This window comes from Bacillus sp. N447-1 (assembly GCF_022701035.1).
Classification (GTDB): Bacteria; Bacillota; Bacilli; order Bacillales; family Bacillaceae_G; genus Bacillus_A; species Bacillus_A cereus.
In genome coordinates, this window is the sequence record NZ_CP065509.1 from 3309815 (window position 1) to 3334941 (window position 25127).

Here is a 25127-nt window from a genome sequence, read left to right on the forward strand (position 1 = left end):
AGGGATTATTAGGACGGTTTTTCCAAAAGATAGTATGATTTTACTAATCTATGGATACTATAGTGTTCGAATTATTTTATATATCTTTTTAGAAAAAGGAAAGATTTATTTTCTAAAAGTATAGTGTGTATTTTAATATATGCATTTGTATCTTTTATGTGGTCAAATTATCCAAGTGAAAGCTTTAAATCTGCAGTTTTTTATTTGATCATGCCTACGCTAATAATGTTTTTTTTAATTAGCGTATATAAGTTTAAAGAGATATTGCGCCTTATTTTTGTGGTAGGCTTGTTTATTACTGTTGTTTCACTATTCACTATTCAAATAGAACCAGATAAAGGTATTGCATCCAACGGTGAGTGGATTGGTGTGTTTGTACATAAAAATCCATTAGGCTTTTCAATGTTTTTATATGCTGTTCTCACATTTTTCTATTTTCTTGATTCTGAAAAAATGTATAAAAAAGGAATTTATTTATTGATAATGCTTGTCCAGGGAATAATTCTTTTTAACAGTGGTTCTGTAACTAGCTTAGTAATATTATTACTAGGTATTTGCTTAACCATAACTTTAGCCTTATACCGAAAGGTGAAAAATAATTATTTAAGAATGATGTTTACCTCGCTTACTTTAGGAGCAGTTTTTACCTTTGGGATTTATTTAGCTATGAATATTAATAATATATTCGGGTTATTAGGAAGAGATCTTACTTTTACTGGAAGAACGAGTATATGGAATGCTATTTTCACAATGATGAATAATCATTGGATATTAGGATATGGATTTGATAGCTTTTGGATTAAAGATAGTGCAACCAAAAATTATGTTGATTTTTATATGTACACAGATGTTCCACATGCACATAATAATTATATTGATATCGTTGCTAATATGGGGATTATTGGATTATTAGTAGTGGTACTAAGTTTTATTTGTTATGTAATAAATAATATGAGAATAAATGCAAATAAAAAGGAGCTAATGGATTACTTTTCAATTGTATTTTTGATTTTATTATTTATTCATGAATTTAATGAAAGTTATTTTATTAGGCCTATGACCGTAAGTAATGTTTGGTGTCTGTATGTTCTTATGTATATGGGAATTAAGTTGAAATTGAAAAATATTAAGGTCTATAGAAAAAAATAGTAAACCTAATGGCGATATTTAGTGCTAAGGAAGTTTTTAGAGTGCAGGGTTTTAAAGATGAGAACAAAAAATCTTTTATAAACATAATTTATAATTTGTCATTTAATTTTATTAATTTGTTTTTGGGTTTCTTTTCTAGGGCCATATTCTTACAGATTTTTAATACTGATTATCTAGGCTTAATTACTATCGTAACTAATATCATTGGCGTAGTAAGCTTAATGGAATTGGGTGTGTCTGCTGCTATTGCATACACACTTTATTCTCACCTTCAAGATAAGAATTTTAAGAAGATAAACGAGTTAATGAAATTTATAAAAATAACCTATAGTATTATAGGTTTTTAATATTAGGAGTTGGAGTTTTAGTAATTCCTTTTTTGATATTATTTTTAAATCCAATCTTAGTAGTATAGAGGTTTATGTAACGTATTTATTATTTTTAATAACTACAGCCTTTTCATACTTCATGACATATAAGCATGTATTAGCTATTTCAGATCAAAATGCTTATGTTATTACAAGAACAACGGGATAATAAGAATAGTAAAAACAGTTATCCAAATTACAGTAATACTATATACTAAGAATTTTTGGCATGGGTTATTTTAGAATGTTTAGGAAATGTAATTACTTATATTTTAATTAATAGAGAGATTGATAGAAAATATTCTTGGTTAAATCTTACATCATTAAAAAATATAAGGAATTAGCGAGAGATAATAAAGGTGTTTTAACTAATATAAAAAATATTATGGTGCACAAAATCTCGGGAACAGTTACTACACAAACTGATAGTATAATAATTTCAATTGTTTCAACTACAAGAGATATTGCATTATATTCTAATTATTTACTAATAGTAAATGGATTAACAACTATTATTTCGCAAATATTTAATGGGTTTACTGCTAGCATAGGTAATTTAATATCTGAAGGAAATAATAAAAATCTTATAAAGTATTTTTACAGTTATATTATTTAGAATTTTTTATTGGTATAAGTGCTTCATATACGTTTTATAAGCTAGCAAACGAGTTTATTGGGGTATGGATTGGAAAAGAGTATGTTTTTACTCAAGCATTAGTTTTTGTTATTGCGTGTAATTTCTTTATCCAAGTTACTAGAAGAACGGTAGATTATTTTAAAGACGGTTATGGGATTTTTTGGGACGTATATGCGCCATTGATCCAAGTTATTATAAATTTATTTGTTTCAATTTATCTTGGTGAAATGTATGGTGTTATAGGAGTGTACTTGGGGACTTTAGCGAGTAGTTTACCTATAATTGTATTTTGGAGGCCGTATATATTATTTAAAGCAGGATTCAAATGCAGTGTTAAGTCCTATTTTATGCACTTTACTTTATTAACAAGTATCTCTCTTGGAACTATAATCGTCGTGGAAAATATAATGAGTTGGTTCACTATTAAAGTGAATGGCATAGGCACTTTATTGATAAATGGAGTTATGATTTTTTCTTCTATAACGATTATATTGTTTATTTGCTTGTTGCCGATTTCATATTTTAGAGCAGTGATATTTAAAATTTTAAACTTTTTAGTTAAGCGTTAAGTTATGTATAACTTTTAGTCAGAAAAGACGGTGGTTAAGATGGAAAAAACATTAATAAGTGTGGTTGTACCTACTTATAATAGAGGGACTTGATAAGAAGGACAGTTGATAGTGTATTATCTCAAACATATTCTAATTTTGAATTAATAATTGTGGATGATGCTTCAACTGATAATACAGAAGAAATTATTAACAGTTATAAAGATAGCAGAATTAAATATATAAAGTTAGAAGAAAATACTCATGGCACTAGACCAAGAAATACTGGGATTCTGCAAAGTCAAGGTGAATATATTGCTTTATTAGATTCGGATGATGAATGGTTACCGAATAAGTTAGAAAAGCAAATGGATTTTATTAAACATAGTGGACAAACAGATAATATAGTTTGCTTCACTGGTTTAATAGTAAAAGATGATGAAAAAGAAACCCTTTCTACTAATAGAGATTTAGAAGAGCATGAGGATATTATGGACTATATGTTCATTAATAATAATGGTACTTGGGTTCAAGCAAGTACTTATATGTTTTCTAGTCAATTAGGCAAGAAAACATTATTTAACCCAGAATTAAGAAAGCATCAAGATATCGATTTTTGTTTGCGTTTAAGAAATAATGGAGCAAAATTTATAAATTTCAAGGAACATTTGACAATTTATCATCATGAGAAAAGGAAGGAAGGGTAGGAAATAATAATAAGTTCTACCTATCTATTGAGTGGGGAGAAAATGTAAAAAGACTTATCTATAAGGGCATACCACTCATTTTTATTGATGTTTGTAGTATATCATTTGCTAGCTAATGGAAGAAAAAAGAAGCGAGTAAGATTTATTATAAGGCATATAAAAGTAAAACAATTGATATCAGTACCTGTATTAAAGGTTTAATTAAATGTAGTATTCCGACAAAATTTTTAATGTATATATGGAATAAAAAGGAACGGAATTTACATAAAGATTTGAAAGAGAAAATATATAGCTAACTAATTAAAATGAGGTAAAAATAATGAAAAAGAAGTTTGTGCTGTTATTGTTTCTTATAATCCCGAAGAGAATATATATCAAAATGTGAAAAAATAAAAAATTTAATTGATTTCGTTGTAATAGTAGATAATGGAAGCTCTTCCGATCAGAGTAAACATCTGTTGAAAAAAATTGAGAGAGATATAGAGAACTGTACTATTATTTATAATGAAAAGAATTTAGGTATAGCTACAGCTTTAAACCAAGGGTGTGAATACGCTGAAAGAAATGGTTTTCAGTGGGCATTAACATTAGATGATGATAGTTCGGTACCTGAGAATATGATAGAGAATCTCTTAAAGGCATATAATGATAAAAAAGATGAAAAAATTATGATTTTAGCACCAGTTATCACTGATTATAATGGAAAAGGTAAAAATCGTGGTAGTGGATATATAGATGCGGCTATAACATCTGGTAGTCTTATTAATACAAAATCATTTTCTCTTGTTGGATGGTTTAAGGACGAATATTTTATCGATATGGTTGATATTGAATACTGTTTTAGATTGAAAAAAAATGGATATAAAGTTTATCAAGTTGAGGATGCTATTTTGCGTCATAGGTTGGGAAGAGAGAAACATATATTAAAAATCGGGAAAAAGAATGGAAAGCCCTTAATCATAATGAGATAAGAAAATATTATATTTATCGTAATACAGTTCAGTTATATAAAGAATACCTTTTAAATACCCAATTAGAGTATTTTTATCTACTAAAGGTGTTTTTAAAATTATGCTTGATACTATTGTCATTGAAGAAGACAAGTTTAAAAAATAAAAATGATGGGTAAAGGCTTTATTGATGGACTTCGTAATAATATGGGAAGTTTGAATAACAAGGAAATATCCAGATAGGGAGAATTGAAAAGTGAAAATCTATTTTTGTACACCGACTGGTAGAAGAGGTGCAAGTTCTAGATATAGAGTGTTTCAATTTCTGCCATATCTAAATATTCAATTGGAAAAAGAAACCTTTCAATTTTTAGATGATACTACATATAGTTTATTTAAGAGTAATAACTTATTTAGTGTCTTTTATCGCTTAATATTTTTATTGTTTAAGCCATTATCTTTAATTTTCAAGGTAAAAAGGGGAGACATTCTTTTGGTTCACAGGGACATATATCCCTTTGGATTATTTTGGTTAGAACGGTTATTAAAGCGAAAGGGAGCTAAAATTATCTTTGATTTAGATGATGCAATCTTCTTAGATGACACCTCAGAGATAAGTAATAAAAAAATAAGTTACTTTATAATCTGAAATATGGAAAGCGTTATGATAGGATAATTAAAATTTCAGACATGATTATTTGTGGAAATGAATTCTTGGAATCTTATTGTAAACAAATAAACTCCAATACAATTATTATACCGACTGTTATTGATTTGAACTGTGTAAAAATATAGATAGAGATTCAAGTTTAAAAGATAAGATTGTTTTTGGATGGATAGGAAATCCAGGAAACTCATCATACTTTAAAAAGATATTACCTATTTTTGACAAAACGGCTGATAAATATAAGAAGCAGATTGTATTTAGGTGTATAGGTGGAAATTTGAATTATATACCCAACTCACCATATTTTGTTGTAGAGGAGTTAGCTTGGTCCGAAGAAACCGAATATAAGAATTTAAGCCAAATTGATGTTGGAATCATGCCGTTGGAGGATTCAGATTGGTCCAAAGGAAAGTGTGGTTTGAAGATATTACAATATATGAGTGTTGGAAAAACAACTATTGCTGATGCAGTGGGTGTTAATACAAGCATAATTGATCATGGGAAGAACGGCTTTTTAACTCATAGTCTAGATGATTGGGAAAAATATATTGAGCTAGTAGTTAAGGAACACGAGACTAATATGTTAGAAGAAATGGGAATGCTCGCTGAGGAAAAACTTCAGGCTGAGTATTCTTTACAAGTACATGTTTCTCGCCTTAAAGAAGTAATTGATAAAGTTGCATCAAGTTAATTTTAAAATATAGTATTTTAAAAGAATAAATATTAAGTTGAAGGTAGAGGAGCGGAATTATGAAAGGTATTATTTTAGCAGGTGGAAGTGGAACGAGATTATATCCATTAACAATGGTTACAAGTAAACAACTATTACCGATATATGATAAACCAATGATTTATTATCCATTATCTACATTGATGTTAGCGGGAATTCGTGAAATTTTAATTATCTCAACACCTGAGGATACACCGCGTTTCGAAGCTTTATTAGGGGATGGATCTCAATTTGGAATTTCCCTTCAATATAAAGTTCAACCAAGTCCAGATGGATTAGCACAGGCATTTATTCTGGGTGAAGAATTTATTGGTGATGATTCTGTGGCTATGGTATTAGGGGATAACATTTATTATGGTAGCGGAATGAGAAAAATGTTACAGCGAGCTGCCCAGAAAGAAAGCGGAGCGACAGTATTTGGCTATCATGTACATGATCCAGAGCGTTTTGGTGTGGTTGAATTTGATGAGAATGGAAAAGTATTGAGCGTAGAAGAAAAACCAGAAGAACCAAAATCAAATTATGCAATTACTGGTTTATACTTCTATGATAATCGTGTAGTTGAAATTGCTAAGAATGTTAAACCATCAGCACGTGGTGAATTAGAAATTACGTCTATAAATGAAGCGTATTTAGAGAATGGTGAATTAGAAGTTGAATTATTAGGTCGTGGCTATACATGGTTAGATACAGGTACACATCAAAGCCTTGTAGATGCAACAAACTTTGTGAAAACAGTTGAAGACCATCAAGGAATTAAAATCGCTGCTCTTGAAGAGATTGGCTTTATTAATGGCTGGATTAATAAAGAAACTCTAATTGAATCGGGTGATCAATGTTCTAAAAATGGCTATGGTCAATATTTATTAAAAGTAGCAAACGGTGGTATTAAATACTAATTTGGAGTGAACATAATGAAAATTGTAGATACAAATTTGTTAGGTGTAAAGGTAATTGAACCAAAAGTATTTGGGGATCACCGTGGTTGGTTCATGGAAACTTTTAGTGATCAGGCAATGAGAGAAGCAGGTATTGATTTACAATTTGTACAAGATAATCAATCATTTTCTGCAACCAAAGGAACACTTCGTGGTTTACACTATCAATTAAATCCTAAAGCACAAACTAAGCTGGTACGTTGTACACGTGGTTCAATATTTGATGTTGCAGTAGATATTCGTAAGGGAAGCCCTACATACGGTCAATGGTTCGGTATTGAGTTAAGTGCTGAGAATAAAAAACAGTTATTAATTCCAAAAGGATTTGCACATGGATTTATGACATTAACAGATGATGTTGAGGTGCAGTATAAAGTTGATGAATTGTATGCACCTGAATGTGATCGAGGAATCATTTGGAACGATGCTGAGGTTGGTATAGAATGGCCAATGGAAATTCAACCGGTGCTATCTGAAAAAGACGAAAAAGCACCTTCATTAAAAGAAGCAGAAAAAAACTTTGTATACGGGGAGTAAAAAAATGAAAATTTTAGTAACCGGTTATAATGGTCAGCTTGGATATGACGTAGTAAAACGTGGAGAAAAGCAAGGGCTAGAAATGCAAGGTATTGGAATAGAAGATTTAGATATTACAAACGAAGCAGCGGTTTATGAATTTGTAGATAAAGTAAAACCAGATGCAATTATTCATTGTGCAGCATATACGGCTGTTGATAAATCTGAAGATGATAAAGAACTTTGTTGGAATGTGAATGTAGAAGGTACAAAATACCTTGCTACAGCAGCAAAAAAGTTAAATGCTAAATTTGTTTATATTAGTACAGATTATGTATTTGATGGAGAAGGAACTCATGCATTTGTAGAAACTGATGCGCCTAATCCGGTTGGGTACTATGGTTTAACAAAGCATGAGGGGGAAAAAGTAGTTAGAAGTTTAATAGATAACAACTTTATTGTGCGTATTTCATGGGTATTCGGTATTAATGGAAATAACTTCATTAAAACGATGCTTCGTTTAGGTGAGACACGTAATGAACTGAACGTTGTTGGGGATCAAATAGGATCACCAACTTACACATATGATTTAGCTCGGTTGTTAGTTGATATGGTTGTAACAGAGAAATATGGTACATATCATGCTACAAATGAAGGTTTCTGTAGTTGGGCTGAATTTGCGCAAGAAATCTTTGAAATAGCAGGACAAGATGTGAAAGTAAATAGTATTACAACAGAAGAGTATCCTACTCGTGCAGTACGTCCTAAAAATTCACGTATGTCTAAGCAGAAATTAATTGATAATGGATTTGAGCCATTACAAGATTGGAAGAAAGCAACAAAACATTATATTACACAATTACAACAAGAGGTGAAATAAGATGGAAAAAAAGAAAGTATTAGTAACAGGTGGCGCAGGTTTTATTGGAGGAAACTTTGTACAGTATATGGTAAATAAATATCCAGATTATCATATTGTAAATTTAGATGTATTGACATATGCAGGAGATTTAACAAAGCATAAAGATATTGAGAAAAAAGATAACTATTCATTCGCTAAGGTTGATATCGTAGACCGTCAAGCGGTAAACCAACTATTTGAACAAGAAAAATTTGATTATGTTGTGCATTTTGCTGCAGAGAGTCATGTGGATCGTTCTATTACTGAACCTGAAGTATTTATTAGTACCAATGTATTAGGGACACAAGTATTATTAGATGCAGCAAAAGCGTTTGGTATTACTAAATTTGTTCATGTATCGACAGATGAAGTATACGGTGAATTAGATTTTGATCCAACTACATTCTTTACAGAAGAGACGCCTCTACAACCAAATAGCCCATATAGCGCAAGTAAAGCTTCTTCTGACCTATTAGTTCGAGCGTATCATGAAACATTTGGTTTACCAATTAATATTACACGTTGCTCAAACAATTATGGACCATTCCATTTCCCAGAAAAATTAATTCCATTAACAATTTCACGTGTATTAAATGATGAAAAGGTTCCTGTATATGGAGATGGTAAAAATATTCGTGACTGGTTACACGTTATTGATCATTGTGCAGCAATTGATTTAGTTATGCATGAAGGCATAAATGGTGAAGTGTATAATGTTGGTGGGCATAATGAACGTACAAATTTAGAAGTAGTTCAAACAATTATTAGTACGCTTGGTAAATCAGAAGACTTAATCGAGTTCGTTCAAGATCGCTTAGGTCATGATAAACGTTACGCAATTGATCCAACAAAGCTAGAAAAGTTAGGTTGGAAACCAACTTATACATTTGAAACAGGAATTGCTCAAACGATTCAGTGGTATTTAGATAATGAAGAATGGTGGAAAGCGATTGTAACGGGCGAGTATCAAAACTACTTTACAAAACAATATTCATCATTGGAAAAGTAATAAAGTAATTAATTTATAGAGATAACACCTGACTAGTGTTATCTCTATATTTATTATTTGAATTATGAAGTGAATGTAAATTTACTTTGTAGTACAATAACTCATTATACTTTAATGATTTACAAGCCATATATATGGAAGTATAGTATTATAGGTTCATATGTGAATTATTAAAATTGTTAACCGAAAGAAGGAAAAACGATGAAGAAAAAGATTCTATTTTGGATTCTAGGTATCATTGGTGTTCTTGTTATTGCTGGTGGTGTATATGCATATACTGTTTACTCTAATGTATCTAATACGTTAAATACGGTGCATAAGCCTTTGGATCGCGATAAGTCTGATAAACGAGATAAGAAAGTAGACGTTTCGGATAATAAACCTATCTCTATTTTACTGATGGGTGTAGATCAGGAAGATAATGGGACAGGTAGATCAGACTCACTTATGTTATTTACCTTAAATCCAAAAACAAAATCTATGAAAATTACGAGTATTCCACGTGACTCTTATACGGAGATTGTAGGTAAAGGGAAAAAAGATAAAATCAACCATGCCTATGCATTTGGTGGTATTGATATGTCTGTAAAAACAGTTGAGAATTTCCTAAATGTACCGGTTGATCATTATATTGAAGTAAATATGGCTGGATTTAGAGATATTGTAGATGCTGTTGGTGGTGTTGATGTAAATAACGATTTGGAATTTACGTCAAGAGAGCAACATTTTGCTAAAGGGAATATCCATTTAAATGGTGAAACAGCATTAAAGTATACTCGTATGCGTTATGAAGATCCGCGCGGTGACTTTGGCCGTCAAATGCGCCAACGTCAAGTAATCCAAGCAGTAATTAAAAAGGGTGCTAGTGTTTCTTCATTAGCAAGCTACGGTGATGTATTAAAAGCAATTGAGAAGAACGTTAAAACAAGTTTAACTCAGGATCAAATGTTTGATATTCAAAAGAATTATAAAGATTGTATGGAGAACAGTGAAGAAATTCAAATCCCAGGCGACGGTCACAAAGCCGCTGATGGTATTTGGTACTACTATGTTCCGGATGCAGCGAAACAAGATATAACAAATAAGTTACGAGCACATCTTGAATTAACTAAGTAATACGTAATAACCCAACTCCTTTGGAAGGAGTTGGGTTTATTTTTGCATGGATTTATATTAGTATTATATATTGTGAGATTAATAGATGAGGTGAATCGATGAATAAGAAAGCAGTACTTGTCCTTGTTATTTTTGTATTGTTTGTAGCTTCGATTGTGAGCGGTAAATTGTACTGGAATAAGAAGATTGCGAATGCAACAGGACAAACGAGTGAAGTAACGAAAACAAAGGCTGAAGTGAAAGATAGCAGAGCCAAGAAAGAAGAGAAAAAGGAAGAGAAAAAGGAAGAGAAAAAACAAGATGCGAAGTCATCTTTTAATGAGGCATACGCGAAGAACTTGCCAGATGCAGTGAAAGAGAAGTTAAAGAAAGCTGCTGAGGATAAAAAGGCAGTAAATCTTGTTATTGTTGGTGATGAAGCTTCTTCATCCGAAAAAGGTGCTTGGGCAGCTAAGTTAACAACTAATTTAGAAACTGCTTACGGTAAAGGTTTATGGAATGTGACTGTAAAGGAATATAAGGGTGAAAGCACAGAAGAATTAATTGCGAATAAACGTGATAAAGAGATTGCGAAAGAGAATCCAGATGTGATTTTATTTGAACCACCATTTATTACTGATAATGGTAAAAGTGGTAACGGAAACTCTGTAGCAAATACACAGAAGTTCGTTCAAGCACTTTCTACTAGTGCAAAGGGTGCTACAATTATGATTCAACCATCAAATCCAGTGTATGGTGCGAAGAATTATCCAAAAGCGATTGAAGCATTAAAACAATTCGCGACGCAAAATGGTTATACATATGTTAATCATTGGGAAGCGTGGCCTGATGCATCTACAAAGGCGATTTTACCATATTTACAAGAAGAGTTTGGTTTCCCAAGTGCAAAAGGACATGAAGTTTGGGCGAAATATGTAACTGATTATTTTGTAGCTAAGTAATGAAGGAGAGATAAAAGGTGTACGAGTTCTCGTATACCTTTTCCTTTTATAATTAAGAGATTTGAAAATAGTAGGAGGAAAACAATGAACTCAATCCTAATCTGTGGCGGAGCTGGCTACATCGGTTCTCACGCTGTGAAAAAATTAGTAGACGAAGGCTTATCTGTAGTAGTAGTAGATAACTTACAAACTGGTCATGAAGATGCAATTACGGAAGGCGCGAAGTTTTATAATGGCGACCTTCGTGATAAATCCTTTTTAAGGGATGTTTTTAAACAAGAAAATATTGAGGCGGTTATGCACTTTGCAGCAGATTCTTTAGTTGGAGTTAGTATGGAGCAGCCCCTTCAATATTATAATAATAATGTGTATGGTGCACTTTGTTTATTAGAGGTAATGGATGAGTTTAAGGTAGATAAGTTTATTTTCTCTTCAACTGCGGCAACGTATGGTGAGGTAGATGTTGATCTTATTACTGAAGAAACGATGACGAATCCAACGAATACGTATGGAGAGACGAAGTTAGCAATCGAGAAGATGCTTCATTGGTATAGCCAAGCTTCAAATTTACGTTATAAGATCTTTAGATACTTTAATGTGGCTGGTGCAACTCCAAGTGGTATTATTGGAGAAGATCATCGCCCAGAGACGCATTTAATTCCTCTTGTGTTGCAAGTGGCGTTAGGCCAACGTGAGAAGATTATGATGTTTGGTGATGATTATAATACACCAGACGGTACTTGTATCCGTGATTATATTCATGTTGAAGATTTAGTAGCGGCTCATTTCCTAGGGCTTAAAGATCTACAAGGTGGCGGAGAGAGCGATTTTTATAACTTAGGAAATGGTAATGGTTTCAGTGTAAAAGAAATCGTTGATGCAGTTCGTGAAGTTACAAATCATGAGGTTCCAGCTGAAGTAGCACCTCGCCGTGCAGGCGACCCAGCGCGTTTAGTTGCTTCTTCTCAAAAAGCGAAAGAGAAGTTAGGATGGGACCCTAAGTATGTAAATGTAAAAACAATTATTGAACATGCTTGGAATTGGCACCAGAAGAAACCCCATGGGTATGAGAAATAAGGATTTAAAATTAAAATATAAGAAATTAATTTACTAGTTTAAAAGGTATGTGTTCTATGGCATACCTTTTAAATTTGAAATTGGAGGATAATAGAATGAATTGGAAACAAGAATTTAGTCGCTGGCTTTCTTACGCACAATTAGATGCAGAATTAAAAGAACAGCTAGAAAATATGAAGCAAGATGAGAAGAAAATCGAGGATAGCTTTTATAAAAATCTAGAGTTTGGCACAGGTGGTATGCGTGGTGAACTTGGTGCTGGTACGAACCGTTTAAACGTATATACAGTTCGTAAAGCAACAAAAGGATTAGCAAGCTTTATTGAAAAATTAGGTGAGGAAGCGAAAAAACGCGGTGTTGTTGTAGCCTATGATTCTCGTCATAAATCACCTGAGTTCGCAATGGAAGTTGCTGCTACACTTGGGGCACGCGGTATCACAACATATGTGTTTGAAAGCTTACGTCCAACGCCAGTACTTTCTTTCGCAGTTCGTCATTTACATACAGTAAGTGGAATCGTTCTTACGGCAAGCCATAATCCACCTGAATATAACGGATACAAAGTATACGGTGAAGATGGTGGACAGTTACCTCCAAAAGAAGCAGATGAGTTAATTAGCTACGTAAATGCAGTAGAAGATGAATTAACAGTTGAAGTCGCTGATGTAGAGCAATTAAAAGCTGACGGTTTATTACATATTATTGGACAAGAAGTAGATGATGCATATGCTGCAGAATTGAACAATGTCATCATTAATAAAGAAATGGTGCAAAAGGTCGGCAAAGACTTAAAAATCGTCTTTACACCATTGCACGGAACATCAAATATTTCTGTACGCCGTGGTTTAAAAGAAGTTGGATTTACAGATGTAACAGTTGTAAAAGAGCAAGAGTTACCAGATCCAAACTTCTCTACAGTAAAATCACCGAACCCAGAAGAGCACGCAGCGTTTGAGTATGCCATTCGTGATGGTGAAAAGGTAGGTGCAGATGTATTAATCGCAACTGATCCTGACGCAGACCGCCTTGGTGTAGCAGTGCGTAATCATAATGGTGAGTTCCAAGTATTAACAGGAAACCAAACAGGTGCATTAATGCTTGATTACTTACTATCTCAAAAGAAAGAAAACGGAACGCTTCCGGAGAACGGTGTCGTATTAAAAACAATCGTAACGTCTGAGATTGGCCGTACAATTGCGAAAGCATACGGTTTAGATACAGTTGATACGTTAACTGGATTTAAATTTATCGGTGAGAAAATTAGGCAGTATGAAGAAAGCGGACAATATGAATTCCAATTCGGTTATGAGGAAAGCTATGGTTATTTAATCCGCCCATTCTGCCGTGATAAAGATGCAGTACAATCTGTCCTATTTGCATGTGAAGTAGCTGCATACTACAAATCACAAGGGAAAACGTTATATGACGGTCTATTAGAAGTATTTGAGAAGTACGGTTTCTTCCGTGAAGACCTTGTATCGTTAACGTTAAAAGGAAAAGATGGAGCTGAAAAAATCCAAGAGATGATGGCAACGTTCCGTGAGAATCCGCCGAAAGAAGTAGCAGGCTTAACAGTCGTAGCAGTGGAAGACTATAAAGCAAGCATCGTTACATCTTTACAAGATGGACATAAAGAAGAGATTCACTTACCGAAATCAAATGTGTTAAAATATCAATTAGAGGATGGTTCATGGTTCTGCCTACGTCCATCTGGAACTGAGCCGAAGATTAAGTTTTACTTTGGTGTAAAAGATAGTTCTTTACAAAATAGTGAACAAAAGTTACTTACTATTAAAGAAGACATTATGAATCGTTTATAATAAATTGTGGAAGGATTTGGTTATGTGCCGAATCCTTCTTTTATAATAAAGTTGATTTATTTAATAGGTTGTATGCTGCAAGATAGGATATAAGCTATGACTTGTATAAGAGAGAGTATCGTCGACAAAATATGTTCGACAATACCCTCTCTTTTTTTATAGGATTTTTGCTATACTAAACTGTACTATAATACATGATGGAAGGAGGAGAATGATGAAAATACTTGTGGTTGATGATGAATCGAGTATTCGTAATTTGATTCGGATGCAGTTGGAGATGGAAGGTTATGAAGTATTGGCAGCGGCTGACGGGAGAGAAGCTTTGGAGCGATGGAATGAAGGGCCAGATGTATTGATTTTGGATGTTATGCTTCCGGATACGGATGGGTATGAGTTGCTTCGTTTGTTCCGTGAGAGGGATAGGGATATTCCGGTGCTTATGTTAACGGCAAAGAGTCAGATGAATGATAAGTTGCTGGGCTTGCAGCTTGGTGCTGATGATTATGTGACGAAGCCGTTTAATTATGCGGAGCTTATTCTTCGGGTTAAGAATATGGCGCGGCGTGTAAAGAAGACGGAGGCGGCTGTAAGTCATGAAGTAATTGAGGCTGGAGAGATCGTGATTTGTCCTAAGGAAAGAAAGGTACATGTGAGTGGACAGGAGATTCAGTTAACGTACCGAGAGTTTAATTTATGTCAGTTATTTGTTTCAAATCCGCAGCGTGTGTTTATGAGGGATGAGTTGCTTGAGAAAGTATGGGGATTTGAGTATATCGGAAATACGAGAGCAGTTGATATTATGGTGCAGAGACTTCGCAAGAAGCTTGGGACGAGCGGAGAATATATTAAGACAATTTATGGCGTTGGCTATAAACTGGATTGTTAAGTGGTGATGGTATGTCTTTAAAGCGAAATATGGTGTTTGGAATAGTTGGGCTGTTAATTCCGATTTTTGTTCTTTTATATGCAGTTGTTTATATTACGTTAGAAAAGAATATGTATCATAATGCAGCAGATTCTTTAGAAAAGTTAAGTGTAGAAGCACAAATTTATACGATGAATTATTTAGAGAAGGAAGCAGAAGTGGATACGCTTGGTCCGAATTCACTTTTAATTGCGTCGTATTTAGCGAAGCGTATGGATGTCCGTGTGCAGATGATTGGGAAGAATGGCGATGTTGTTGCAGATACACAAAAAGGAGCATTGCTTCACCGTAACATCGACATTGAGAGTTCTTTGAAGGGAAAGAAGTCTTATGTTTTTGAGGAGGCGGATCCAGCTCCTATTCTTTTGTTTTCAAGCCCGGTTTATTATGGAAACGATGTCATTGGAAGTATTCGTTTTATAAATGAGTTAACGGGTGAGAAGGAAGTTTTAACAAATGTGAGCTGGACTTTCTTAATGACGTCTCTTTGCCTAGTAGCTACCGGTATTTTCTTTGCAATTCGTTTGGCGAAGTCTCTTCATAAACCAATTGATCAGTTGAGACAAATGGCACAGAGGCTCGCGAATGGTGATTATAAGAGTAAGATTGAGTTAAATGAGTACGTGGAAATCGCTCAGCTTTCAGCATCTTTTAATGCGATGGCTGATGGAATTGAGCTGCATATTAAGCAATTGCAGGAGGAGAAAGAGAAGCAGAAAGATTTCCTAGACCGCATTACGCATGAGCTAAAAACACCGCTAACGGCAATTATCGGTTATGTTGATTTAATTCCGAAGTTACAATCGAAAGAAGATGTACAGGAAAGTCTTCGTTATGTGGCGGTGGAAAGTGAGCGTTTATTATCACTTGTAGAGGAACTGCTTAAGTCTTCGAAATATGGGACGAGTACGTTTGAGGTGTCTCCTACAGTTGTGAATATAAAGGAATTGGCAGAAGAAGCCGTTTCAATTGTGAAACCTCGTCTAAATCAGTTTGAAATTGAAGTGATAAATGAGTTAACGGATGTACATGTTGTTGCGGATTTTGATAAGACGAAGCAAATTTTCTTAAATGTGCTTGATAATGCAATTAAGTATAGTGATGCTTCGCACATTCGTATGAATGTAATTGTAAATGAGCATGAGGCGAAGGTCTTTATTCATGATGATGGGATCGGTATAGATGAAGAGGTGCTTGCAGAGTGGAATGAGTCTCCGAAAGGAAAGGCACTTCCTTCTAGTTATGGGAATGGTTATGGTTTGTATATTTGTCAGGAGATTATGAATAAGCAGGGCGGAAGCATGCGGATTGAGAGTAGTGAAGAAATAGGTACTACAATATTCATTACATTTTTGCTTCCGAGAAGGATGGAAGACATAAAAAACTTGAAAGCGGTTAAATGATACATTTATGAAACAATTATGCGGTATTTTCGAAACAACGTTTTTTTATCTTGGAGGTAGGCAGAAATGAAAAGGCTATCATTTCAAATTCTTATGTTTGTCATTTGTATGATTGTTTCTCTTGTTTTGTTTTATGTTATGGAGAAGCAAATCTATAATCGAATCAACATTGTAAATGATAAACAAGCCGTTTTACAAAGGGTGAATGAATCTCTTCCAATTGAAGTGAAAGTAAGACATGAAAAGTGGGGAGAAATTGTTGTAACGGATGAAGTTCGTTTGCATACGATTGTTTCATTCTTTGACCGAATTCGAATAGAGCCTGAGGACGTTAAGAGCCAAGAACAAGTATTTACTGGAGAAGTAACGTACTTGAATGGACATAAGCGTACTTTTGCAGTAGGTGACTTGTTCCAGTATGGGGAAAATGTATACGGAAAGAATGGCATGGATCCGATGATTTCAGCACTTCAAACGTATTTATTAAGCCTGTATTACACGCCAGAGCGTATTAGTGATTTCTTTGCTTCAGCAAAGGATGTCGTAGTACGTCAAGGTGATGTGGTACGTACTATCAATCTTACGCACATACTTGATTCTATTCGATACGCAAAGCAAATTACAGATTACGGAGAAATTCAGAAGTTATTACAATCGCAGAATGAACCGATTGCTTATATTACAGCTTATAAAACAGGTAAGCGTGTAAAGAATGATCGTGAAGATATTCTTACGATTTCTGTGTATCCATCGTACTTTGTTGTGCAATATCTCGGTGATAATAACGGAAATGTCATGTATATGAAAAGCTCTCTAGCAGAGTTATTTGTAAAGGAGAATGCGTCATGAGAAAGATAGCCTTTTTCTTCTTTTTGCTAGTAATTGGAGGAGCGATGTCTAGTTGCTCTCGAGATACAACCTCTATTAAATATAGTAAAAATGGTCTCCCTATTTTGGATGATCGTCATATTGTTGCGTATGTAGCGGCTCGTGAGGAAGTTGGTGAAGCGTTACTTTCATCATTTTGTAAGCCGCGCGGATGTACGTATGAATTTATTCGTCTTTCAACAGAAGAACTTCTTCGTAGAGTGGAAGAAGAAGCCGGAAATCCGAAGGCGGATATTATTATTGGCGGTACAGTAGATGCGCATCAAATGATGAAGCAAAAAAATCTTTCTATTCCTGTGATAAGCCAACATGCAAATCGTATTTCAAAAACTGTTAAAGATAAAGATGGTTATTGGTACGGTTATGAAGTGGAGAAGCTGGCAATTGCGATTAATAAAGAGCGGTGGAACGAGGAAATAGCGCCGCTCGGTCTCTCGTATCCGTTAAGATGGAAAGATTTATTGAATCCAGTATATAAAGGAAAGATTGTCATGCCCGATCCAAATGTTTCAGGTACAGCATATACGTTTTTTCAATCACTTATTGATATGTTAGGTGAAGAGGAAGCGAAGGGATATGTGAAGAATCTGGCGGAACAAGTTGGAGAAGTAACAGTGAATGGTTACATCCCAGCAGAACTTGTTGCGAGCGGTGAATATATGATAGGCATCAACTTTATGGGAGATCAGAGAATGCTTCAAAAACAAGGCTTTCCGATTTTAAGTAACGAACCTGAGCAAACAGGGTTATCTGTTAATGCGATTTCGAAACTAAAACGTGCACCGAGTGGTATTATTGCGGATTTATTTATTGATTATTGTTTATCAGAAGAAGCGGGGCATATTTTAGAAAAAGTGTCGTTTGGCGTACCAACGATGTTTGCGAAGAATGAGAAAGAAATAGAAGGACAGCCGGTTAGAAGAACAAACCAAAATATATCAAATAGCGGAATAATCGAGATATGGAATAGACAACGTCTCTCTCTGAAGTGAGAAAAGGAGACGAAAATATATGTTTAAATGGCTCAAGCCAGCACCTGCAATTGAAAGATTGCCAGCGGATATGATCGACCGTGTATATCGATTACTACGTATTCGTGTGTTAATCGGCATTTCAGTTGGATATGCTGCTTATTATTTAGTTCGTAGTAACTTTACGTTATCAAGTACGTATTTAGTACAAGAATATGGTTTTAGTACAGCTGAAATTGGTCTACTAGGTTCAGTAATGGCAATTGTTTATGGATTTAGTAAGTTCTTTATGGGGAATTTATCAGATAAAGCTTTCGCCCAGCGCTTTATCGCAGTCGGTTTATTCTTATCAGGGCTTGTAAATATTTGTTTCGGTTTTGCCTCATCATTTGGGATGATTGTTACATTACTTGTTGTTAACGGTATTGTGCAAGGTATGGGAGCACCACCTTGTAGTATTGTTATGACGAAATGGTTCTCGAAGAAAGAACGTGGTACGAAAACAGGTCTTTGGAATATTTCACATAACGTTGGTGGAATGCTTGTGCCACCACTTGTCGGAATTGGTGTAGGTATTTTCGGTGAAAATCATTGGCAAGGCGGCGTATTTATTTTCCCAGCGATTATCGCAATGGTAATTGCAGTTCTTGTTTGGATCAATGCGAAGGATACACCAGAATCTGAAGGTCTTCCTCCAATTGATGAGTATCGTAATGACTATGAAAATCTTGAAAAAGCAGATAATGCTAACAAGATGTCACCAAAAGAAATTTTAATGAAGTATGTAGTGAAAAATAAATTTGTATGGTTCTTATGTATTGCGAATGCTTTTGTTTATTTAATTCGTTTCGGTGTTATTAACTGGGTTCCACTTTATTTAACGACAGTTAAAGGATTTTCAAAAGCAGAAGCGCATGCGGCATATGCAATCTTTGAAGGTATGGCAATTCCAAGTTCATTAATCGTTGGTTTTTTAAGTGATAAATTATTTAAAGGAAAACGTATGCCATTATGTATTATTAGTATGGTTGGAGTTGTTATTGGTACGTTTATATATTGGCAAGCAACTAGCGTACTTGTTGTAAGTATTGCAGTTTCTATTATCGGTTGTTTAATTTATGTACCACAGTTCTTAATCGGTTTAAGTGCGATGGAATTAGTACCGAAATTTGCAGTAGGTACGACAGTTGGTATGTGTGGTCTATTTGGTTATGTAGGCGGAAGTCTTGTAGCTAACGCAGCAATTGGTGTTATTGTTGATAGTTCTGGCTGGGATGGTTGTTTCATCTTACTATTAACAGGAGCGGTTTTATCAACAATCTTCTTATTTATTGTTCAACGTGGACATGAGAGAAAAGACCCTAAAGTAGCATAATATTTTGTTTGAAAAAGCTATCCAATTATCATTTTGGATGGCTTTTTCTATATAATATAATCTTTCCTTAAATCTATCTTAAAAGATATAATGTCATATTTCTAATCATTGGAATTTTTGTTACAATATAAATGGATGTGTAAAACTTTGTAAAAAGATTGTAATAATATACAGTTTATTTTCAGAAAGTTTTATACAATTATGTTATTTATTAAACTATTAATTTATAAAGGGAGAGAGAATATGTTACCAAATACGGTTCGTACTCCAAACAAGAAGAAGAAATGGATTATTATTGGGGTTATTGCACTAATTGTTATTGTAGCGGCAATTAATATTTTTGTTATGCAAGGTAAGAAGAAGGGCGCATCAACAAATGCTGATGCTGTAAGTTTTGAGAAAGTGACAGAGCGTAAGCTGAATAATACGAAGTTAATTTCTGGTCAGGTGAAGCCTGGTAATATTGAAAGCTTCTATGCAGATCCGGCCAAAGGGAAAGTGAAAGATATTGAGGTAAAAGAAGGGCAAGAGGTAGAGAAAGGCACGAAGTTATTCTCTTATGATAATGAAGAGATTAACCTTCAAATGAAGCAAGCTGAGCTTGATCAGAAGATGGCGGATATGCGTTATGATCAAGGGAAAAAGAAGATTGATTCGTTGAAGAAAGAAATTAAGAAGGCGAAAGATAGCGGAGCGGGGAAAGAAGTAACAGATCCGATGGACGAGCAAGTAAACGAGTTAGAGATAGGACAAAAAACAATTGACCTTGAGAAAGAAAAAGGAAAGTTGCAGAAAGAAGAGTTAAGTAAGAAGCAGAAAGAACTTACGATTTATAGCAATTTTGCTGGTGTTGTTCAAAAGTTAGATAAAGATGCGGCACAAAGTTCATCTCAAGCGTTAGGTGGTCAAGGAAAAGCGTTTTTACAAGTAGCTTCTAAAGATCCATTCCAAGTTCAAGGTACGTTAACTGAGCTTCAAAAGTCACAAATCCAAAAGGATCAAACATTCACTGTAACTGCAAAAGCAAATAATAAGAAGAAGTGGACAGGTAAGATTACAGAGGTAAGTGAGTTCCCAACAAGTGCAGAGATGGCGCAAGCTGGCGGCATGGGTGAAGCAACTCAAAATATGTCTCAGTATACATATAAAGCTAGCCTTGATAGTCAAGATGGTTTATCTCCAGGTTATCACGTTTCTCTGCAAGTAAACTTAGAGAATAAGACGATGATTGCTGTTCCAAGTAAAAGCATTGTAGAAAAAGGCGATGATGCATTTGTTTATGTTGAGGAAAAAGGAAAGCTTCGTAAACAAAATGTGAAAAAAGGTTCTACTGATGGAGACTGGACAGAGATTACTGAAGGCGTAACAGTGGGGCAAAAGGTGGTTAAAAATCCTTCCGACGATGTGTATGACGGAATGGAAGTGAAAGAGAAATGATTACGTTAAATAATATTGCTAAAACGTATTATCAAGGAAAATTGGCAGTGCCGATTTTGCATGGTATTAGTTTAACAATTCAGAGCGGTGAGTTCGTTTCGATTATGGGACCGTCTGGTTCTGGTAAGTCGACACTTATGAATATTATTGGTTGCTTAGATCGTCCAACAGAAGGCGAATATATGCTGAACGATGTGAATATCTTAACAGCAGACGAGTCAAAGCTTGCTTTAATTCGTAATGAATATATTGGCTTTGTATTCCAGCATTTTAATTTACTACCTCGTCTTTCCGCAGTGGAAAATGTTGAGCTTCCGCTCGTATATGGTGGCGTGAAGAAAGCGGAGCGTCGCAAGCGTGCTTTGGAGGCGTTAGGTAAAGTTGGATTGGCAGATCGCGTGCATCATTTACCAAATGAGTTATCAGGTGGACAGAAGCAGCGTGTAGCGATTGCAAGAGCGATTGCAAATAATCCAACGTTCATTATGGCTGATGAACCGACTGGTGCACTTGATACGAAGTCTGGTGAGCAAGTTATGGATATTTTCACGAAGCTTAATGCAGAAGGTACGACGATTGTTATGGTTACGCATGAAGAGGAAGTAGCAGCGTATTCTTCCCGCCGCATTGTACTGCGAGACGGGAAAGTTACAGAAGATAGAAGGTGTGCGGTATGAGTTTACTAGATAGTATAAAAATTGCCCTATCTTCTATTTTAGCTCATAAATTACGTTCAGCTCTTACGATGCTCGGTATTATTATCGGGGTAGGTTCGATTATTACAGTCGTTGCAATTGGGCAAGGCGGAGAAGCGATGCTGAAGTCGAAATTCGCAGGTTCTGGTGGTAATAACCTTATGCCAATTCAATTTAAACCAGATATTAATGATGAGTTTGCTATAGGTGGATTTGAAATGCCGAAGTTAACGGAAGAGGATATTTTGGAAGTAAAACAAGTGAAAGATGTTTCACATGTTATTACGACAAACCAGACGACAGAGGTGCTTGATGTAAATGATAAAAAAGCAAATTTGAATGTTATTGGTCTTGATAATGAATATTTTGCGGTTAATAAAGTAAAGGTCGTAAAGGGACGTACTTTAAATGAATCAGATATTTCTCATGCAAATAACGTTGTGATGATTAGTACAAAAACAGAAGAGACGTTATTTAAGGGTGTAAATCCAGTAGGACAAATTATTGAGATGAAAGGACAACCGATGCAAATTGTCGGTGTGTATACATCTGATAATGAATTTATGGGATTTGAAATGGAAGAAGCGTTAATCCCTCTTACGTTATGGCCTGTTTTATACGGAACAGATGAAATTCAAAGTATCGCAATTCAAGCTAAAAATGTAGACGATTTAGAAGCAGCAGGGAAACAAGCTGTTGATGTATTAAATAGCCGTAAGCCAAGTGAAATTCCGGGTAAATATGAACTGGTTAATTTAAAAGAATTCCAAGAAAATGTTTCTAAAGTTACTAACATTATGACAATGATCATCGGTGGTATCGCTGGTATTTCATTAGTCGTTGGTGGTATCGGTGTTATGAACATCATGCTTGTATCTGTAACGGAGCGTACGCGCGAAATTGGGATACGTAAAGCGCTTGGAGCAACGCGTAGTAAAATTTTATTACAGTTTTTAATTGAAGCAGTTATGTTGACGCTTCTAGGTGGTTTAATCGGAATTGGCCTTGGGTATGGCGGAGCATATATCGTTTCTACATTCGCAAAATGGCCACCACTCGTTTCATGGGAAGTTGTCGTTGGAGGCGTACTGTTCTCGATGACACTTGGTATTATTTTCGGATTAATTCCAGCGAACAAAGCTGCGAAATTAGATCCAATTGAAGCATTGCGTTATGAGTAATTAATAGTGTAGTAGAACTACACATTACCGTTCTAGTGGGCGGTTCGTAGCCTCTTGCGTGAGGAAGTGAACCGCCCGTTAGAACGGGTTATATAAATAGAAGGAGGCGTTATAATGGAAGCTAATTTGAATACGCAAAAAGTTGGTGGAGAAAAGCCATCATTGTTCGGAATGATCACTTCTCCTGGAGTGCAGTTCGAAAGAATGAAAACGAGTAATGCAGTTTGGGGAGCGTTTTGGCTACTTGTTTTATTAGGTGGACTTATTGGGGGATTTGCTGCTTATGTATATTCTCTAACACCTGAAGCAATTGAGCTCAATAAGGAGTTAGGTGTTACTGTTTCAGCTGGAATGACATATGGTATGGGATTCGGTGTAGGTGCTCTTGGTATGGGATTTAGTTTCTTACTAAGTGCTGTAGTGTATAAAGTATTAATGGTGTTTATGAGCAATGATACTTCTTATAAAAAATTATTGGCGATTACTGTATATTCAAGTGTTATTTCATTAATTGGTGTATTAATAAATATAATTTTAGCTTATATTTTAGGTGGATCGGGTCAAGAAATGTACACTGGCCTAGGACCAATTTTCGCCTCGAGTAGTGGTGTTGTAAAAGGTATTGTAAGTAAATTTGAAGTGTTTACAATTTGGGGATATGTAGTTACATGGCTAGGTCTTCAAATTACAGCAGGTTTGACTAAAAAGCAGGCAACAATTATTACTATTGTTTTCTTTGTTTTAACTCTTGGAATCGGAGCTTTACAAGGTATGTTCCAATAAGGAAATAAGATAGAAAAAGGTGGCTCTTCCAAGAGTCACCTTTTTTATTTTTACCCTTACTTCAAATACCACCAACAGAATTTCAAATTCTACATAGTGTAATTTCAGATTCCGTCGGTAGTATTTGAAATGACTCACAGTGAAATCTTTTCTTTATTTTTATATTGTGAAGGTACCGCGGAATACTAGAAAGGTATACCTTTTAGAAACGGGTACTGTGTGAAGCCAGCGACTTTTAAAGAGGCAGTTGTTTTGTATGAAGGGATGATTGTAAATCAAATAAAGAAATTAGGTATTCGTAAAGATTATGAAGAGTATTATCAATGTGGTTTAATTGGTCTTTGGCATGCGTATGAAAGATTTGATGCAAAGAAGGGGTATTTCCCTGCATATGCAGTTGTAACGGTGCGTGGTTATATATTAGAGAGATTGAAGAAAGAGTTCGCAGTGCAGGAGAGATGTGTATGTGTAGGTGAGTATGAGGATATCTTTCATTTTGAGGATGTTGAAATAAGAGTGAAGGATTTTATGAGCGTGTTAGATGAGAAGGAGAAGTATATTATTTTTGAACGTTTTTTTGTAGGGAAGACGATGGGAGAAATCGCTTTAGAGACGGAAATGACATATTATCAAGTAAGATGGATGTATCGGCAAGCACTTGAGAAAATGCGAGATAGTGTAAGAGGATAAATATTAATATAAGAATGGAAGGCAAGAGATGTTGCTTTCCATTCTATTTGTTAGTTTAATGTAGTAAATGTAACAAGGGGTTTTTAAATTGTAGTGAATCTTGCATGTTCATACGAGATAGTATGTATCCAGCTTTTAATAATTGTTGCTGCAATTTATGGGGACTGATAGATATTGTTGTTGTAGTGCCATTTGAAAAATGTATTTTAGCCTTTTTAATCTTTTGGCAAAAGTCTATATCGTGTATGTGGTTATAAAATAGCCATATACAGTTTGGAGATGAAGGAGATTCTGTTGGAAAAGTACAAATGTATTCCCGATGATTAATTGGAATTGGAACGTTTTGTTTGAATCTAAAATTTGTTTGGACTGCATTACGTCTACCTTGATAAGTAGAGTGAATATGGGTTAAGCAAGATTTTTTGATAAGTTGTAATGCGGTTTGGCAGGAACGAAGATCATTTCCGCTACTGTCGATAAGTTTTGTACGATAATAAGGGTGATTGTATGGAGCAAGCATCATAGTAGAACTAGAAATAATAATGTTATTTTCATCATTCATGATTTTAAGTCCTCCCTTATGAAATTAATATTTCGAATATAATTATATACAGAATAAGTAAACTTGGTGTTAATATTTTGTTTTGTATTGTAAATTTTGGCTATTCGTTTACAATCAATAGGTGATAGTCTTTCTAATTTGCA

General features: G+C 34.6%; 24 protein-coding genes. 23 read left to right on the plus strand and 1 reads right to left on the minus strand.

The genetic code is table 11. The features are described from left to right. Nucleotides 1-156: 156 nt before the first annotated feature. The 23 genes from IQ781_RS16720 (at nt 157) to IQ781_RS16830 (ending at nt 24422) form a co-directional block, all read left to right on the plus strand. A complete protein-coding gene (locus IQ781_RS16720; protein ID WP_236784248.1) occupies nt 157-1149 on the plus strand; it encodes an O-antigen ligase family protein in 993 nt (330 codons plus the stop codon). Between the two features lie 1663 nt (nt 1150-2812). Next, nucleotides 2813-3409: a glycosyltransferase family 2 protein gene (locus IQ781_RS16725; protein WP_242808136.1), complete on the plus strand. Its 597-nt coding sequence runs from the start codon at nt 2813-2815 to the stop codon at nt 3407-3409. Nucleotides 3410-3867: 458 nt separating this feature from the next. Next, nucleotides 3868-4380 carry a glycosyltransferase gene (locus tag IQ781_RS16730; RefSeq protein WP_242808137.1) on the plus strand — a complete coding sequence of 171 codons (513 nt, stop codon included), beginning with the start codon at nt 3868-3870 and terminating at the stop codon, nt 4378-4380. 235 nt (nt 4381-4615) lie between these two features. Further along, complete coding sequence (locus IQ781_RS16735; protein WP_242808138.1) at nt 4616-5008, plus strand: hypothetical protein; 393 nt, start codon at nt 4616-4618, stop codon at nt 5006-5008. 295 nt (nt 5009-5303) lie between these two features. Next, the gene (locus IQ781_RS16740) at nt 5304-5717 is read left to right on the plus strand and encodes a glycosyltransferase (RefSeq protein ID WP_242808139.1); all 414 of its coding nucleotides are present in this window, start codon (nt 5304-5306) and stop codon (nt 5715-5717) included. 59 nt (nt 5718-5776) lie between these two features. Further along, nucleotides 5777-6655, plus strand: coding sequence for a glucose-1-phosphate thymidylyltransferase RfbA (gene rfbA, locus IQ781_RS16745; RefSeq protein WP_075676656.1), 879 nt, complete (start codon nt 5777-5779; stop codon nt 6653-6655). Between the two features lie 15 nt (nt 6656-6670). Then, on the plus strand, nt 6671-7231 hold the full coding sequence (gene rfbC / locus IQ781_RS16750; protein WP_000706172.1) for a dTDP-4-dehydrorhamnose 3,5-epimerase: 561 nt from the start codon (nt 6671-6673) through the stop codon (nt 7229-7231). 4 nt (nt 7232-7235) lie between these two features. Next, the gene (gene rfbD, locus IQ781_RS16755) at nt 7236-8090 is read left to right on the plus strand and encodes a dTDP-4-dehydrorhamnose reductase (RefSeq protein ID WP_048568638.1); all 855 of its coding nucleotides are present in this window, start codon (nt 7236-7238) and stop codon (nt 8088-8090) included. 1 nt (nt 8091) lies between these two features. Further along, nucleotides 8092-9120: a dTDP-glucose 4,6-dehydratase gene (rfbB, locus tag IQ781_RS16760; protein WP_139847025.1), complete on the plus strand. Its 1029-nt coding sequence runs from the start codon at nt 8092-8094 to the stop codon at nt 9118-9120. A 201-nt stretch (nt 9121-9321) separates the two neighbouring features. Next, nucleotides 9322-10236, plus strand: a complete 915-nt coding sequence (tagU, locus tag IQ781_RS16765; RefSeq protein WP_050292989.1) for a polyisoprenyl-teichoic acid--peptidoglycan teichoic acid transferase TagU — start codon at nt 9322-9324, stop codon at nt 10234-10236. 98 nt (nt 10237-10334) lie between these two features. Continuing rightward, entirely contained in the window at nt 10335-11177 is an 843-nt protein-coding gene (locus IQ781_RS16770; protein WP_057619679.1) for an SGNH/GDSL hydrolase family protein, read from the plus strand. A gap of 84 nt (nt 11178-11261) precedes the next feature. After that, a complete protein-coding gene (gene galE / locus IQ781_RS16775) occupies nt 11262-12254 on the plus strand; it encodes a UDP-glucose 4-epimerase GalE (RefSeq protein WP_050292812.1) in 993 nt (330 codons plus the stop codon). A gap of 95 nt (nt 12255-12349) precedes the next feature. After that, nucleotides 12350-14074 carry a phospho-sugar mutase gene (locus IQ781_RS16780; protein ID WP_001104221.1) on the plus strand — a complete coding sequence of 575 codons (1725 nt, stop codon included), beginning with the start codon at nt 12350-12352 and terminating at the stop codon, nt 14072-14074. A 214-nt stretch (nt 14075-14288) separates the two neighbouring features. Further along, entirely contained in the window at nt 14289-14960 is a 672-nt protein-coding gene (locus IQ781_RS16785; protein WP_000699553.1) for a response regulator transcription factor, read from the plus strand. An 11-nt stretch (nt 14961-14971) separates the two neighbouring features. Next, a complete protein-coding gene (locus tag IQ781_RS16790; protein ID WP_075676739.1) occupies nt 14972-16402 on the plus strand; it encodes a HAMP domain-containing sensor histidine kinase in 1431 nt (476 codons plus the stop codon). Nucleotides 16403-16468: 66 nt separating this feature from the next. After that, on the plus strand, nt 16469-17251 hold the full coding sequence (locus IQ781_RS16795; RefSeq protein WP_075676741.1) for a DUF3919 family protein: 783 nt from the start codon (nt 16469-16471) through the stop codon (nt 17249-17251). Continuing rightward, nucleotides 17248-18282, plus strand: coding sequence for an ABC transporter substrate-binding protein (locus IQ781_RS16800; protein ID WP_048655547.1), 1035 nt, complete (start codon nt 17248-17250; stop codon nt 18280-18282). Before IQ781_RS16795 ends, IQ781_RS16800 begins: the two co-directional genes overlap by 4 nt. 19 nt (nt 18283-18301) lie before the next feature. Continuing rightward, complete coding sequence (pgtP, locus tag IQ781_RS16805; RefSeq protein ID WP_000477602.1) at nt 18302-19636, plus strand: MFS transporter; 1335 nt, start codon at nt 18302-18304, stop codon at nt 19634-19636. 243 nt (nt 19637-19879) lie between these two features. Next, a complete protein-coding gene (locus IQ781_RS16810) occupies nt 19880-21073 on the plus strand; it encodes an efflux RND transporter periplasmic adaptor subunit (RefSeq protein ID WP_000937319.1) in 1194 nt (397 codons plus the stop codon). Continuing rightward, complete coding sequence (locus IQ781_RS16815) at nt 21070-21750, plus strand: ABC transporter ATP-binding protein (RefSeq protein ID WP_000631624.1); 681 nt, start codon at nt 21070-21072, stop codon at nt 21748-21750. Before IQ781_RS16810 ends, IQ781_RS16815 begins: the two co-directional genes overlap by 4 nt. Further along, on the plus strand, nt 21747-22949 hold the full coding sequence (locus IQ781_RS16820; protein ID WP_000054365.1) for an ABC transporter permease: 1203 nt from the start codon (nt 21747-21749) through the stop codon (nt 22947-22949). Before IQ781_RS16815 ends, IQ781_RS16820 begins: the two co-directional genes overlap by 4 nt. Nucleotides 22950-23063: 114 nt before the next feature. Beyond that, nucleotides 23064-23732, plus strand: a complete 669-nt coding sequence (gene yknW, locus IQ781_RS16825; RefSeq protein WP_000387955.1) for a YknW family membrane protein — start codon at nt 23064-23066, stop codon at nt 23730-23732. Between the two features lie 219 nt (nt 23733-23951). Beyond that, nucleotides 23952-24422: a sigma-70 family RNA polymerase sigma factor gene (locus IQ781_RS16830; RefSeq protein WP_002026588.1), complete on the plus strand. Its 471-nt coding sequence runs from the start codon at nt 23952-23954 to the stop codon at nt 24420-24422. 55 nt (nt 24423-24477) lie between these two features. Here IQ781_RS16830 and IQ781_RS16835 read toward each other — a convergent pair whose 3' ends face one another. Further along, the gene (locus IQ781_RS16835) at nt 24478-24984 is read right to left on the minus strand and encodes a competence protein ComK (RefSeq protein ID WP_086395704.1); all 507 of its coding nucleotides are present in this window, start codon (nt 24982-24984) and stop codon (nt 24478-24480) included. Nucleotides 24985-25127: the final 143 nt, after the last annotated feature.